This window comes from Lysobacter enzymogenes, assembly GCF_017355525.1.
Classification (GTDB): Bacteria; Pseudomonadota; Gammaproteobacteria; order Xanthomonadales; family Xanthomonadaceae; genus Lysobacter; species Lysobacter enzymogenes_C.
On sequence record NZ_CP067395.1, the window covers coordinates 2,779,241 to 2,794,454 of the forward strand.

7 protein-coding genes are annotated in these 15,214 nt (G+C 66.1%); 1 reads left to right on the plus strand and 6 read right to left on the minus strand.

Annotation, left to right across the window (positions count from 1 at the left end; genetic code table 11):
* Positions 1–69 precede the first annotated feature (69 nt).
* The 6 genes from gspE to JHW38_RS11600 form a co-directional block, all read right to left on the minus strand.
* Entirely contained in the window at positions 70–1,743 is a 1,674-nt protein-coding gene (gene gspE / locus JHW38_RS11575) for a type II secretion system ATPase GspE (RefSeq protein ID WP_242691390.1), read from the minus strand.
* A 557-nt stretch (positions 1,744–2,300) separates the two neighbouring features.
* On the minus strand, positions 2,301–2,666 hold the full coding sequence (locus tag JHW38_RS11580) for a hypothetical protein (RefSeq protein ID WP_207526050.1): 366 nt from the start codon (positions 2,664–2,666) through the stop codon (positions 2,301–2,303).
* Positions 2,663–5,983, minus strand: a complete 3,321-nt coding sequence (locus tag JHW38_RS11585) for an RHS repeat domain-containing protein (RefSeq protein WP_207526051.1) — start codon at positions 5,981–5,983, stop codon at positions 2,663–2,665. Before JHW38_RS11585 ends, JHW38_RS11580 begins: the two co-directional genes overlap by 4 nt.
* On the minus strand, positions 5,980–8,388 hold the full coding sequence (locus JHW38_RS11590) for an RHS repeat protein (RefSeq protein WP_207526052.1): 2,409 nt from the start codon (positions 8,386–8,388) through the stop codon (positions 5,980–5,982). The genes JHW38_RS11585 and JHW38_RS11590 overlap by 4 nt, the downstream gene beginning before the upstream one ends.
* A 431-nt stretch (positions 8,389–8,819) precedes the next feature.
* A complete protein-coding gene (gene purL, locus JHW38_RS11595) occupies positions 8,820–12,761 on the minus strand; it encodes a phosphoribosylformylglycinamidine synthase (RefSeq protein ID WP_207526053.1) in 3,942 nt (1,313 codons plus the stop codon).
* A gap of 308 nt (positions 12,762–13,069) precedes the next feature.
* Positions 13,070–13,942 carry a DsbC family protein gene (locus JHW38_RS11600; RefSeq protein WP_207526054.1) on the minus strand — a complete coding sequence of 291 codons (873 nt, stop codon included), beginning with the start codon at positions 13,940–13,942 and terminating at the stop codon, positions 13,070–13,072.
* 302 nt (positions 13,943–14,244) lie between these two features.
* Here JHW38_RS11600 and JHW38_RS11605 point away from each other — a divergent pair, with 302 nt between their 5' ends.
* Positions 14,245–15,123 carry a hypothetical protein gene (locus JHW38_RS11605; RefSeq protein WP_207526055.1) on the plus strand — a complete coding sequence of 293 codons (879 nt, stop codon included), beginning with the start codon at positions 14,245–14,247 and terminating at the stop codon, positions 15,121–15,123.
* The last annotated feature ends 91 nt before the right edge of the window (positions 15,124–15,214 follow it).

The following is a 15,214-nucleotide window of genomic DNA, read 5'->3' on the forward strand; positions in this document are numbered from 1 at the left end:
ACCGTTCGAGTTCTCGACGCAACCAGGGTTCCCCAACCCCCAGCCCCGCTTTTGATCCCCCGCTCTACCTCAAGCATCCTCGGTCACCCGCAACACTTCCTCGATCGTGGTCAGCCCCGCCAGCGCCTTGGCGATGCCGTCCTCGTACATGGTGCGCATGCTCGCGGTCTCGCGCGCGATCTGCTCGATCTCGCCCATGCCGGCGTGGCGCATCACCGCCCGGCGCAACTCGTCGTTCATGACCAGGAATTCCATGATCGTGGTGCGGCCGTGGTAGCCGCTCGGCGCGATCGCCGAACCGCGCGGGCGGTACAGGTAGATCTCGCCTTCGGGCTGATAGCGGCGCAGCGAGAACTTTTCGATTTCCTCGGGCGAAGCGGGATATCTCTCGGCATGGGTCGGCTCCAGCCGGCGCACCAGGCGCTGGGCGAGGATGCCGTTGATGGTCGAGGTCAGCAGATAGTCCTCGACGCCCATGTCGAGCAGGCGGGTGATGCCGCCGGCGGCGTTGTTGGTGTGCAGCGTCGACAAGACCAAGTGACCGGTCAGCGCCGACTGGATCGCGATCCGGCAGGTCTCCAGATCGCGCATTTCGCCGATCATGATGATGTCCGGGTCCTGGCGCACGATCGAGCGCAGGGCGTGGGCGAAGTCCAGGCCGATCTGCGGCTTGGCCTGGATCTGGTTGATGCCCTCGATCTGGTATTCGACCGGGTCCTCGACGGTGATGATCTTGACGTCGCTGGTGTTGAGCTTGCTCAGCGCGGTGTACAGCGTGGTGGTCTTGCCCGAACCGGTCGGGCCGGTCACCAGCATGATCCCGTGCGGCTGGTCGAGCACCTTCTGGAACTGCGGCAGGAACTCGTCGGTGAAGCCGAGCTTGTAGAAGTCGAACACCACCGTTTCGCGGTCGAGCAGACGCATCACCACCGACTCGCCGTGCGCGGTCGGCACCGTACTCACGCGCAGGTCGAGCTCCTTGCCCTGCACCCGCAGCATGATGCGGCCGTCCTGCGGCAGCCGGCGCTCGGCGATGTTGAGCTTGGCCATGATCTTGATGCGGCTGATCACCGCCGCGGTCAGGTTGGCCGGCGGGCTCTCGCCCTCGGCCAGCACGCCGTCGATGCGGTAACGCACCTTGAGCCGGTTCTCGAACGGCTCGATGTGGATGTCGGACGCGCGCAGCTCGACCGCGCGCTGGATCACCAGGTTCACCAGCCGGATCACCGGCGCTTCCGAGGCCAGGTCGCGCAGGTGTTCGACGTCGTCGAGATCGCCGCTGCCCTCGCCCTCGGCGGTTTCCACGATCGCGCCCATCGCGCTGCGGCCCTGGCCGAACCAGCGCTCGACCAGATCGCCGACCTCGGCGCGCACCGCCACCAGCGGCCGGATCTCGCGCCCGCCGCTGGCCAGACGCAGGGCGTCGAGCTGGTAGCGGTCCTGCGGATCGGCCATCAGCACATCGACATGCCCCTCGCTCTCGGCGACCGGGCACAGCGCGAACTGCTTCATGAATTTCGGAGTCAGGCTGACGCCTTCGGGCGGCAGCTCCGGCGCGTCCTTGACGCTGACCAGGGGCAGCCCGAGCACCGCCGAGACGGTCTCGGCGTGATCGCGCTCGGACACCAGCCCGAGCCGCGCCAGCAGCGCCAGCAGGCTGCCACCGGTTTCCTCCTGCAGGCGCCGGGCGCGGATCAGGTCGGCGTCCTTGAGCCGGCCCTTGGCCAGCAGGGCGTCGACGATGCGGGCGTCGACGGCGGCCTGGCCGTCGTCGGCTGCCGCTCCCCCCGAGTCCGGAGCGGCATGCGCATCGGTACTGTCGGCTACTGCGTTCACGTCTCGCTCCTACGCATTCACACTGTCGCGAATGGTCCCTGACTTTAGCAGTTTCGGCCGCGGTCTTTGCCAGTCCGGCGGGCCGACAACAAGACTTGGAGATTCAGAGCAAGCTAAGGCGATACAGTGTCAAGCCAAGCGACCAAAATTAAGCCGAGCGAAACTATAAGCGTTGTCACATTTACCCCTCGCGCAAGCTGCGATTCGTTCTTGCCGGACACAAGAGCGTTACGCCGGGGCGATTGTGGGCAACCGATTTTCAGGGCGCGCCCTTGATCGGCGTCCGGCCGCAGGGTTACGTCGGGACGAAATGCAGTGGCCACTGCCGCCGGCGCTTGCCGATCCCAGGCTCGAGCTGCCGATCCGACCAATGCCCCGACTTTCGACATGACACAAGCGATTGGTCGCCCGAAGGCCTGCGGAACTGCCGCAGTCTGACCCGCGCCCGGGACGCCTTATGCCACTCAATCGCGTATGGGTTGATCGCGCAGCCAGCCTACCGCTTCGGTCAGTGCGGCCGCCAATTCGAAATCGGAAGCGGCCCGACGCGGGCCGATACTCACCGCGAAATCCGAGTTGGTGTTGCTGACGTTGGCGTCCACGACGATTTCGTCGCCCTCGACGCTCAAATCCAACCACCAACAAAAGCACCCCTCATGGCGAGTGGGAACTTCGATCCATTTTTCCAGTCGCGGTCCGTCCTCGTATACCCGCGCATCCGTGCCTGTGGTAACACCCGCAACCCCGCTGTCGCGCAGGCTCCTGGCAAGCTCGTTGAGCGACTCCGCGGCGCGGGCGAATTCAGTGATCGCTTTGCTGGTAATGGTCACGGCTTCTCAACTTTGTAGTTTTCGACCTTATAAATCGCCTTCTTGATCACATCGGACGGTACGTTGGGCCCGATGCTTACATGCCCCGGCGGCATCCGACCGTAAGGTGCGCCGTCCACCACCACAGACCCTGCCGGAAGCTTGTCCGTCTCGATCACGACATACCCCTTGCTGGAAGGAAGCACCGGCTGCTGCCCCTCTTTCAAAGGAAATGGATTGGAGGCGGAACTTCGGGTGGACAGCATACCGCCGTCGCTGGTGCGAGGTGTCAGGTTCCCCGGATTCGCCCCCCCGCTGCGATACAAGAACTGCGGAAGCGGCCCAGGCGGCGGCAAAGGCTTGGGTATCAGCGATAAGGCGAACTTCACTCCTTGCACCACGGCCGTCGCTCCCGCCGTTTCCATTGGCGTGAATACCGACTGCATTTGCCCGCTACCGTTCGGCGCCCGATAGTTGAGGTCGCAGAACCCGCACAGGAACTCTACCATTCCCCATTCAATCAAGTTGGGCCCGGGGCCGGAAGGACTGCGCGCGCCGGAGAGTCTGTACTCGTTCTCCAGATCCCGGGATTGCCTGCCGTCAGGATCGACAAAGCGGAATGGATTGTTGTTCGCGTACGCGTACCTTGCGAAATTGGTCGCGCGATAAGGATCCACTGCGACCGGGTCTACCGACAGGAAACGGCCGATGGCGGCGTCGTAGTATCTCTGTTGCATGTACGTCAACGCGGTGGCCGCATCCATCACATGCTTTGCGTAACCAATACCATCGTACTGAGGCTTGCCGATCGCAACGCCGTAAGGCGCCCAATCCGTGCGTGTTCCAAGCACCGCTCCCGCGGCGTTGGTTTCGACCAGCGGACTGCCCAATCCATCGGTGTGGTGATATTTGACCACGCCGCTGCCGAGCGCCCGATTCCATTCGATACTGGCCAGCAGACTGTCGCTCAGGTAAATGTGGGCGGTGTCGACCTCTCGGTGCAGATCGTTGACCGCCTCATCTCGATGATGCTCCGAACGCAGGAGGAGTTGGCCGGCCTGATCGTAGACGGAGTACACATAGGTGCCGTCGGGACGCCCGGTCTGACTGACTCGGCGACCGTGAGCGTCGTAACGATAGAACTCCTTTCCGGCTGCCCCGCGCAAGCGGTTCCCCATATCGAAGTCGAAAGCCTGACCGTCCTTGTTGTTGAGGTTTCCCTGCGCGTCGTAACCGAGACCGCTTACGCTTGGACCGCCTTCGCCCACGCGAAGATTCGTCAAGTGGTTCTTTGCGTCGTATACGTAATAGTGATTCTTGACACCGCCAAGCGACCAACGGGCAAGATTGTCCAGCGCATCGTAATCGAACCGGTGCCAGCAGTCGCCGCCGAAACTGCACGAGCCGGCCGCAGTTAGCCGGTCGAGGTTGTCATAGCTCATCCAGCGGCTATAAGTCGTGCCGCGACCGTGATCGATGATCTCGGTGACGTTCGCATTCTGGTCGTAGCCGGTCGCCAGATCGACAACGCCCGAATCCGTGCTTCGCGATGGCAATTGCCTTGCGTTTTGTTGCGTGACATGGACGATGCCGTTCCCATAGACGAACCGGTTGATCGCACCGTTCGGATAATAGGTAATGGCAGAGGCATGAACGCCCCACTGGCTGCTCACCCCTAACGGCTGCCCGAGCGCATTATTGGCATAGCTGACTTGCAGGCCATCAGGCCCGGTGTAGCGGTTTCGATTGCCGTTGGCGTCGTATCCGTAAGAACTCATCCACGCGTACGAGCCAGGCTCGCTCAACCACTCGGCGGCAGGCATCCGACGCTTGTTGTAGCCGTATGTGTTGACGACGTTGCCCAATCCCGGCCCGTCGTTGCTGGTGGTTACTTCACGCACGAGCCCGTCGGGCGTATACGCCCAGACCTGATTGCCACGCCCGTCGGGAAACGACAAGGTCTTGAGTCGATTCCGATCGTCGTAGCTTCGATCGACGCGATGGCCGGACCCATGCGCTTGCTCGCGATTGCAATCGGTGCGACTCGAAAAATCCAGACCCGACGCAGTCCAGGCCACGTTGCCGGCCGCATCGTAATCGGTGACGGTCGCTGCCGTCTCCGGCTCGATAGTCTTGCACAGGCGCTGATGCTGGTCGTAAACCAGATAGCGCTCCAGCGAAACGCTGCCTCCCCCGTTGCGCCGGCGCAACATTTTCGGCTTGCCGAACAGATCCCGGCTTATCTCGGTATGGCTGTCCTGCGGACTATGGATAGCCACCGGCAGGTCGTAGCGCGGTTCGCTGAAAGCCTGAAACGCACTCACGGTCTGATGGCCGCGCGCGTTGGTGGTTACCACCGTAAGGCCGGCGCCGTAACCAGTAGTCGAGGTCAGTACACCGATTTCGGAATCCTGCGCAACGCTGATCACTCGCCCCAGGGCGTCGTAACGGGTCTTGACGCCGAGCATCCCCGAGGCGGGCGGATCGGCAACCTGCACCGCCACGTTCGGCGATAGCGCGCCGAACCAGACCAAGCCTTCTTGCAGCATTCTCCATTGAAAGTTATAGCTGCCGGCCGAAGCAGGCGCAATGACGTCGAAATCGAAGGACGCCACCTGCCCGGGAGCTATATCTGCACCCAGATCGACCCTAGACCGGCTCCAAATACCATTGTCGTGTGGATTCTGTGCCCCGAGCCGATAGCTGCCCGCAACGGTCCAAGTGGCGGTGCCAGTGTTGCGCACCTTGATGTTCACCGGATAGGTCAGTCCGACGGTCATGCTTGACGGCACGGATTGGCTCACGATCTCGGCGTCGCGTTCCAGAGGCGCCCTGACCAGGATCGCCAGATTGGTCGTGGCCGCGCCGAACCACTGCACGCCTTCCTGCAACATTTGCCACTGAAAGTCGTAGGTACCTGGAGTCGCAGGTGCGACCACATCGAAGTTGAAGGTCGCTACCGCGCCCGGCGCGACGTCGCTCGTCATGTCGGCGCGGCCGCGCCCCCAGTTCCAATTGTCGCGTGGATTCTGCGACCCTAAGCGATGAAGCTCGCCAACTCGCCAGACCGACGAACCGGTATTGAGCATTCGCACAGTGACCGAATAGGTCGCGCCGGCGGACATCACGGCCGGGACGGCTTGGTCGACGAATCCGGCATTGGCGACCTGCGCTGAAGCCGGCGCCGAAAGGCCGCACAAACACAGCGCAGCGATCAGCGCCAGCGCCCTTAAAGTACGATCCGCGTGCCCGGCCATGACCCGCAACCGCTCACCGACACGTCGCCCGACTGCGGCCCCGAAGCTGCCCGGATCGATGAATAGCGCCACCCGACTCATCGATCGACTCCGGAACAGTTGAAGCGGCTTCCGTCCACGACAGGATTGCGCGGGTAGGACTCGAAGGTTTTTCGCCCCTCATGGTCGTAGCACTTCATGATCCACCGCGCGCTGCTGCGCGGATCGGCGACGTCTTCCTCGCGTTCCACCACAGGGCGCAGCAGCGCATCGAACAGAACGGTGCTTTTACGGTTCCCGGTCGTAACCGTCTGCCGCCAATGGCCAGCGGGTACGCCGGACTCGTCGGAGCCGACCTGCTCGAATCGCAAGCGCGTGTCGTTCCACAGCGTGTCGTCGCCAGTCGGATAGACGATCCTGGCCATGCGGCCCATCGGATCGTACTCGTAGCTGGTCGTGATCGAATTCTCGTCGGTCGCGGACGCGATCCAACCGTTGTCGTCGACTACGGAAACCTTCTGCGTGCCGTCGTGGTAACGGACCAGTTGCGGCACGCCGCGCTTCCAGTTGCTCAGACTGACGACGAGACCGCGGCCGTCGGCGATGGTCGCCACATTGCCGTCAGGATGGTATGTCAGAGTCTGTTGCAGCTTGCCGAATTCATAGATGGCGACCGGCATGGCGCTGGCTGCATCGAACTCGACGTTCGAAGCCACCGCACCGGTTTCCTGATTGGTTTCGCTCGCGGTCTGCCCGAGCACCCACCTCGCCGCGTTGTCGTAGTACGTCGTCACATCGGTTCTGGCGTAACCCAGTGAACTCCAGCTCGACACGCTGGTCGGCCGCAGGAACGAATCGAATCCGTTGACATCACTATGGAAATGGGCGCCGTCCTGAACCGTCTCGGCATTCTTGAGCCTGCGTCGGCGCTGCTCCCAATAATGGTTGCCGGCGCCGTTGAGCGGCAGGCCCACGCCATCGAAGACCTGCCACGCCTGATTCACCGTTTTCAGCACCATGCCGTTGCCGCCCCATTCGGTTCTGAGCAACATGCCGTCGGTTTCGTAAGCTTTATTGCCGTAGACGTAGCGCACGAAAGTCCCCGCCGGACCATTGACATCCACAGTGCGAGTCACCGGCGAGGCCGCGGTGCAGTCGTCCGATTGTCCCGCTCCCGTATAGCAGGCATTTGCGGGGCCATAAGCGAACGTCCAGTTCATCGCAGCCACGCCGGGGCCATGAATTGTCTTTTGCTGCAAAGCGATGCCGTCGAACACCTTCGGCTCTTGATCGCACCAGACGCTGCCCGGAAGGGGCCACCACTTCACGTAAGAAACGCCACGACGCAGATTCGCGAAAGAAAACTGTCCTACCGCGCCGGAGGGATGCTGCAGAGTCAACGTCGCAGCTCCCGTGAACCGCACTACGGGCCCGGTGCCCTGGCAACCGTTCATGCCCACGCGGCTGATCTGACCGGCCAACGAGGAACTCCAGACAGAGCCATCGGGATAGATGAGTTTGACTCCATTCGTCGGATATTCGTACGACCAGGTTCTCCTGCCGTCGGTCACCGAGACAAGTCGCGCGGCACTGGCATCGTACGTCAGCGCCAGACTGCGGCCGTCGCTGGCGACGATGCTGGACAGATTCTTTCCCTGGTAGCCGTAATCGACCCAATTGCCAAACCGGTCTTCAATTCGGGTGGCGTACAACCGGTACTCCCTGCGGCTCAGCCCCGTATCGCCCCCATTGAACGCACGTTTGCGGATTTGTCCGGCATCCGCGCCGGCCACCATCCAATCGAAGTAGTATTTGTTGCCGGCTGGATCACGTCCGAGAAAACCGTCGCCGGCGTATGCGTTCTTGAGTTGGGCGAGACAAGAGAAACGCCAGTCGCCGTTGGTTGCCCAACGATAGGTCTGGCCATCGCCGGGTTTGGGCGCGTCGGAGAACGCCGAGAGCATGAGCTGGGTTTCGCCGCCCGGTAGATTCAAGCGAATTCCATGGAAGTACTCGTCGGCCATGAACGTGTCTTCTTTACCGTCGCTCTGCTTGACCTCAGGCGGTGGAGTGACGTTCTGACAGCGTTTCTCGTAGCTACCGCGCACCCAACTGTTCCAGCCGTTCAAATCCCGGCTGGCCGAACCGTCCGGAAAGATGCCCGCCAGATATGGAGCTTCGAAGTTGCTCCATTTCATGTACTCGCCCACTCCGTCGTCGATGCCTTTGAACCTACGCACCAAGGCAACCGACAAGGCGCTGTTACCGGGCAGGCTGACATCGGTCACCCAGAAATTCGTGCTTCCGGTGTAGGGATCGGTCTCATCGCCGAAAAGCCGGGAACCCAAAGCTCCGACGCTCTGGGAGGTTTTCAGACTGGTATCGAAGTCCTCGTAACGGGTCCGGCCTTGGCCGTAGCCGAGTACCGGAGCGATCATGCAGACGATCGCCCAGACGGTCGCCAGACGATGGACCGGACTTTTCTTGCGAAGACTATAGGTCGTCATGGCCGCTCGTCGTTGGCAGTGGGGCATCCGCCGGGCGGTAATACGCACTCGTGCGGGCGAAATCGAATGATGAAGTCGGCGCAGCGTGCGCCTGCGACTTCATCGTAAGCGCAGGGCATATGGTGACGGAGGTACCACGCCCGTCGAATCGCTGCCACGGCCTAGACAAAGGACTCATGCGGGAGAGGCCGTCCGACTGCAGCGGCGGTCGACAACGGCATGGAACGCTTGTGAGCGCGTACTGCATGGCCTCAATCCCCCCAAGAGATTCCTTGGCCAGTTACGAAGCCGGCACGTTCTTGTGCCAACTAAACCACTTCTAGCACACCTAACAACACGTTAACAACACTCGAAGTGTATTTTCGAACTTAGCTGTCGGGCACAAAGAAAAAGGGCGCCTCAGCGCCCTCTCCCATTGCTATCCCTGCTGCTCACCCCACCCAAACCCGCGCATTGCGGAACATCCGCAACCACGGCGAATCTCCCGCCCAATCCTTCGGCGCCCAACTGAAGTTGGCCGCGCGCAGGGTGCGTTCGGGGTGCGGCATCAGGATGGTGGCGCGGCCGTCGCGGCTGCTCAGGCCGGCGATGCCGTCGGGCGAGCCGTTGGGGTTCAGCGGGTAGCGCTCGGCGACGCGGCCGTCGCCGTCGATGTAGCGCAGCGCGATGTCGGCGGCGCTCTGGTCGAGGTTGTCGGCGAAGCTGGCGCGGCCTTCGCCGTGCGCGACCGCGACCGGGATGCGCGAGCCGGCCATGCCGCGCAGGAACAGCGACGGCGATTCGACCACTTCCAGCAGGCCCAGGCGCGCTTCGAACTGTTCGCTGCGGTTGCGCAGGAACACCGGCCAGTGTTCGGCGCCGGGCACGATCGGCTTGAGCTGGGCCAGCATCTGGCAGCCGTTGCACACGCCCAGCGAGAAGCTGTCCTCGCGCGCGAAGAACGCGGCGAAGGCTTCGCGCAGCGCGCTGCGTTCGAGGATGCTGGTGGCCCAGCCGCGGCCCGCGCCGAGCACGTCGCCGTAGCTGAAGCCGCCGCAGGCGGCGAAGCCCTTGAAGTCGGCCAGGTCGAAGCGGCCGGAAATCAGGTCGCTCATGTGCACGTCGAAGGCTTCGAAACCGGCCTGGTCGAAGGCCGCGGCCATTTCGATCTGGCCGTTGACGCCCTGCTCGCGCAGGATCGCCACCTTCGGCCGCGCGCCGGTGTTGATGAACGGCGCAGCGATGTTTTCGTTCGGGTCGAAGTTGAGCTTCGGCTTCAGCCCCGGCGCGGCGAAGTCGCGCGCCACCGCGCGTTCCTCATCGGCGCAATCGGGGTTGTCGCGCAGCTTCTGCAAGGCGTGGCTGGTCGACCACCACGCGTCGAACAGCTCGTCCCAACGCCATTCGACGACGATCTTGCCTTCGTCGCGGACCCGCACCGACGGCGCCGTGGTCGGCTTGGCGATGCGCTGGGCGCAGTCGATCAGGCCGTGGCGCGCGACCAGGTCGGCGAACACCGCGCGGTCTTCGTCGTGGATCTGCACGATCGCGCCGAGTTCTTCGTTGAAAAGGGTGCGGAACGGATCCTCGCCCCAGCCGTCGAGGCTGATGTCCAGGCCCAGGCGCGAGCAGAACGCCATTTCGGCCAGCGCGGCGAACGCGCCGCCGTCGCTGCGGTCGTGGTAGGCCAGCAGCAGGCCGGCTTCGCGCGCGTCGCGGATCAGTTCGAAGAAATCGCGCAGGCGCTGCGGGCTGTCGAGGTCGGGCACGCCGAGCTCGTGGCGCGCGCCGTCGCCGGGCGCGCCGGCGAACGCCGGCAGGCCGTCTTGCGCGCCGGCGTGCGGATGCACCTGCGCCAGCACCGAACCGCCGAGGCGCTGCTTGCCGGCGCCCAGGCCGATCAGCCACAGCTCGGTCTCGGCTTCGCGCGACAGCAGCGGCGTGAGCTGCTGGCGCACGTCGACCACCGGCGCGAACGCGCTGACGATCAGCGACACCGGCGACACCGACTTGCTCGCGTTGTCGCCAGAACCCCATTGCGCCTGCATCGACAGCGAATCCTTGCCGACCGGGATGCTCAGTTCGAGCTCCGGGCACAGTTCCATGCCGACGGCCTTGACCGCGTCGAACAGCAGCGCGTCTTCGCCCGGATGCGATGCGGCCGCCATCCAGTTCGCCGACAGCTTGATCCGGTTCAGCGATTCCACCGGCGCCGCGCACAGGTTGGTGATCGCTTCGCCGACCGCCATGCGCGCGGCCGCGGCCGCGTCGAGCAGGGCCAGCGGAGTGCGTTCGCCGATCGCCATCGCCTCGCCGACGAAACCGTCGAAACCGCTGAGTGTGATCGCGCAATCGGCGACCGGCAGCTGCCACGGGCCGACCATCTGGTCGCGCGCGACCAGGCCGCCGACGGTGCGGTCGCCGATGGTGATGAGGAAGTTCTTCGCCGCCACGGTCGGATGGGCGAGCACGCGCAGGCCGGCTTCGCGCAGGTCCAGGCCGCTCCAGTCCAGTTCCGGCCACGGCGCGCGCGCCGGGTAGCGCGCGTCGCGGTGCATCTTCGGCGGCTTGCCGAACAGCACGTCCATCGGCAGATCGATGGGCCAGTCGGCATCGGTCTTGGCGGCGTCGCCATAAACGGTTTCGACGGTGGCGCCATAACCGACGACCAGACGCTCCTCAGCGGTCGCATAGCCGACCACCGCGAACGGGCAGCGCTCGCGCTCGCAGATCGCGGCGAAGTCGGCGACGCGGTCGGCCGGCAGGCCGAGCACGTAGCGTTCCTGCGATTCGTTGCACCACAGCTGCATCGGCGACAGCGACGGGTCGTCGCTGGGCACGCGCGCCAGATCGATCACGCCGCCGAGGCTGGAATCGTGCAGCAGTTCGGGAATCGCGTTGGACAGGCCGCCGGCGCCGACGTCGTGGGCGCTGTCGATCGGATTGGCCGCGCCGAGCGCGACGCAGCGGTCGATGACTTCCTGGCAGCGCCGCTCCATTTCCGGGTTGTCGCGCTGCACGCTGGCGAAGTCGAGCGATTCGTCGCTGTCGCCGGAAGCGACCGAACTGGCCGCGCCGCCGCCGAGGCCGATCAGCATCGCCGGGCCGCCGAGCACGATCACCGCATGGCCGGGCTTCAAGCCGAGCTTGGCGACCTGCACGCGGTCGATCGCGCCGAGGCCGCCGGCGAGCATGATCGGCTTGTCGTAGGCGCGGGTGATCGCGCCTTGGCCGAGCTCGAAGCTGCGGAAATAGCCGTTGAGGTTCGGCCGGCCGAATTCGTTGTTGAACGCCGCCGCGCCGATCGGGCCGTCGAGCATGATCTCCAGCGCCGGCGCCATGCGCGGATTGAGCGCGCGTTCGCCTTCCCACGGCTGCGGCAGGGTCGGAATGCGCAGGTGCGAGACGCTGAAACCGCACAGGCCGGCCTTCGGACGGCCGCCGCGGCCGGTCGCGCCTTCGTCGCGGATCTCGCCGCCGTTGCCGGTGCTCGCGCCCGGGAACGGCGCGATCGCGGTCGGGTGGTTGTGGGTTTCGACCTTGATGCAGAACGCCGAATCGACCTGCGCCTCGGCCGCGTAGGCCTGGGTGCCCGGCTGCGGGCGGAACCGGCGCGCCGGATAGCCTTCGACCACCGCGGCGTTGTCGCTGTACGCCGAGAGCGTGTTCTCGGGCGTCTGCGCGTGGGTGTACTTGATCATCTTGAACAACGACTGCGGCTGCTCGCGGCCGTCGAGGGTCCAGGATGCGTTGAAGATCTTGTGCCGGCAGTGCTCGGAATTGGCCTGGGCGAACATCATCAGTTCGACGTCGGCCGGCATCCGGCCGAGCGCGGCGTAGCGCTCGCGCAGGTAGGCGATCTCGTCCTCGGCCAGGGCCAGGCCGAGGCGGGCGTTGGCCGCTTCCAGCTGGTCCAGGGCGATGCGTTCGAGTTCGCCGCGCGCCGGCACCGCGAACAGCGCGGCCGCGTCGTCGCGCGATTCCAGCAGCGACTGGGTCATCGGGTCGTGCAGGACCTTGGCCAGCGCGCCCTGGGTCGGCGCGTCGTCGGGCCATCCGGCGAGGTCGTAGCGCAGGCCGCGCTCGACCCGCTTGACCGGCTGGCCGGCGCCGCGCAGCAATTCGGTGGCCTTGCTGGCCCACGGCGACAGCGTGCCCAGGCGCGGCGTGGCATAGCGCGAAACGGCGCCGCTTTCGCGCGCCGCTTCGCTGGATTCGGCCTGGAGGATGCGGCGCAGGGTGGCGCCGTCGGGCGCGCTGCCGGGCTCGGGCTCGACCCAGTACACGGGCCAGGCATCGAGCAGGCGGACAGCGGGATGAAGGGCGGACAGGCGGGCTTGCAGCCGCTCGCGGCGGAACGAAGACAGGGCCGAGGGGCCCTCGAGGACGATCATGTCCGAAGAACCGTGCAACGCAGGGCCCGGTATTGTACCCAAAAGCCCGCCCGGGCTCGGGACTACAGGCGACCGGCCCACGTCCTGGGCCGGCCGGCCACCTGTAGGAGCGGCGCAAGCCGCGACCGCGCCACCGCAACAGCCGGCGCCAGCCCGGTGTCCGACCCAAATTCCCGCCCTCGCGGCTTGCGCCGGTTTTTGCGAGGTCGCGGTCGCGGCTTGCGCCGCTCCTACAGGTAGCCCATGCGGCTTCAAAACGCCGAAAGGCCCGCGGGGCGGGCCTTTCGGGGGAATTCAGCGGACTGAAATCAGCCGCCGACCGGGGTCGCCACCGCCGCCGCCGGCTTGGCCGCGGTCTTGGACTCGGCCGCCAGCTTGTCCAGCGCCTCGCGCAGCTGCGCCGGCGGGACGTAGCCGCCGAGCTGGACGCCGTCGGCGTTGAGGATCATCGGGGTGCCGGTCAGGCCGGCGCGCTGGCCGACGTCGTACTGCTGCTCGACCGTGTTCTTGCACTGCTTGGCCGAGACCGCGCCGTGGTCGGACTTGGCGTCGGTCAGGGCCTTGCGGCGGTCGGCCGCGCACCACACCGACACCATCTTCTTGTAGTCCTCGCTGCCGATGCCCATGCGCGGGAAGGCCAGGTATTCCACCGCGATGCCCTGGCGGTTGTATTCGGCGATCTCGCTGTGCAGCTTGCGGCAGTAGCCGCATTCCACGTCGGTGAACACCGTCACCGTGTGCTTGGGATTCGGCGGCGAGAACACGATGCGCTCGCTGACCGGGATGGTCTTGAGCAGGTCGCGGCGCATGCCGGCCAGGGTGTCTTCCATCAGGTTGCGCTTGGCCTGGGTGTCGAACAGGGCGCCGCCGGAGCCCGGCAGGAACAGGTAGCGGCCGTCGTCGCTGACGTAGACCACCTGGCCCTGGACCAGGGCTTCGCGGAAGCCCGGCATCGGCGCGGCGCCGACCTTGTCGATGTTGACCTTCGGGTTCAGCGTGCGCACCGCAGCGACCGCGCGGGCGTCGGCGCTGCCGGCGGCGACCTTGGGGGCGACGCCGGCGGCGGCTTCGGCGGCCGGCTTGACCGGGTCGGTCTTGGCCGCCGCGGCGGCGCTCTGCGGCGCCTGGGCGCAGGCGGACAGGCTGATGGCGCCGAGCACGGCGAACAGGATGCGCTTCATTTGCAGTGAATCCTTGGCGGGAGCGAGTGGGCGGTTGGACCGCCCGGGAGACAGTAGGTTCGGCCGATTGTGGCACGGCGGGGGTTTGCAGTTCGTGTTCCGCGACCCGGGTCACGCGGGCGGCGGCGGGCCTGGGTCACGGGACCGGCATCGCGTTCGCGCGGCGGCTGCGGACCTTCCGGTGCGGATCGTTCGACCGCCGGCGCACTGCTCCGCCGGAGTGCGCGGGTGCGGCAGCCTGTCCGGATCGGCGCGACGAGGCCGCTGCGCCCGCGGCGATCCCGGCGCGCCGGTGCGGCGGATTGACCTGCGCCGACGCCGGGCGTAAGACCCGCAGGGAGGCGGCAGGACCGGTACGCGAACGAGCCGACACCAGGAGGGCGGACATGGCGGGCAATCCCACCGGCGCGGCCGAAACGGCGGCGCGGATCGGACGCGGCACGGCCCTTCCCTGTGCGACCCGCTTGCTGGCCGTCGCGGCCCCGGGTCGCCGCCGCGCGCCCGACCCACGTCGGCGCCGCCTCGGATTGCTGCTGTGCTGCGCCTTGACCGGCGCAGGTTGCGCCGACGCCAGCCCCGTCCATTCCGCGGAGATGCCCGTGAGTTCTTCTTCCGCCAGCGGCGGCCCCGCTTCGGCCTCGACCGGGCGCGCGGCGCGCACCCGCTTGCAAGACCGCTCCGGCGCCGTGGTCGAGGTCGAATTCGCCTACCGCGCCGACCGGCGTTCCGTGCAGGTCCGCTACGACCTGCGCAACACCGACCCGCGCACGGCCTTGGCCGTGTTCGACCGCGGCGGCGCGCACGAAGTCCGCAGCGGCCGGCACGCGCTCGGCGCGGTCGCCGCGCCGACCGTGACGGACGCGGGCGGCGACGTCGAATTGCGCCACGCGGCCTTGCCGCTGCCGGACCCGGCGCCGTACGCGCCGTCCCGGCCGCTCGCGATCAAGCTCGCGCCGGGCGCCTCGCTCAGCGGCCAATTCGAATTCGCGCTGCCCGGCGACGCCGCGCCCAAGCGCTTGCGCTGGTGCCTCGGCGTGATGGCGTTCGATGCCGACCTGTTCGACGCGCCGCGCGCGACCGACTACAGCGAAGTGTCGGCGTCGACGTTCGCAGCGGTGGATAAGCAACGCCTGCTGTGCACGCCTTGGTTTGTCGTCGCCACGCAGGCGTTCGAGCGTTAGAAACGGCCGGCCCGCGGTGCGCGGGCCGGCGCGCCGCTGCGGGCAGGCGCGACGCAACGCGGGTCTGCGCGGATCGCAGTGAGCGGTTCGC

What these genes read in the sequence shown, in the direction of transcription:
- JHW38_RS11585 (WP_207526051.1), bottom strand. Translation starts at nt 5,983, where the DNA reads ATGAGTCGGGTGGCGCTATTCATCGATCCGGGCAGCTTCGGGGCCGCA.
- JHW38_RS11590 (WP_207526052.1), bottom strand. Translation starts at nt 8,388, where the DNA reads ATGACGACCTATAGTCTTCGCAAGAAAAGTCCGGTCCATCGTCTGGCG.
- purL (WP_207526053.1), bottom strand. Translation starts at nt 12,761, where the DNA reads ATGATCGTCCTCGAGGGCCCCTCGGCCCTGTCTTCGTTCCGCCGCGAG.
- JHW38_RS11600 (WP_207526054.1), bottom strand. Translation starts at nt 13,942, where the DNA reads ATGAAGCGCATCCTGTTCGCCGTGCTCGGCGCCATCAGCCTGTCCGCC.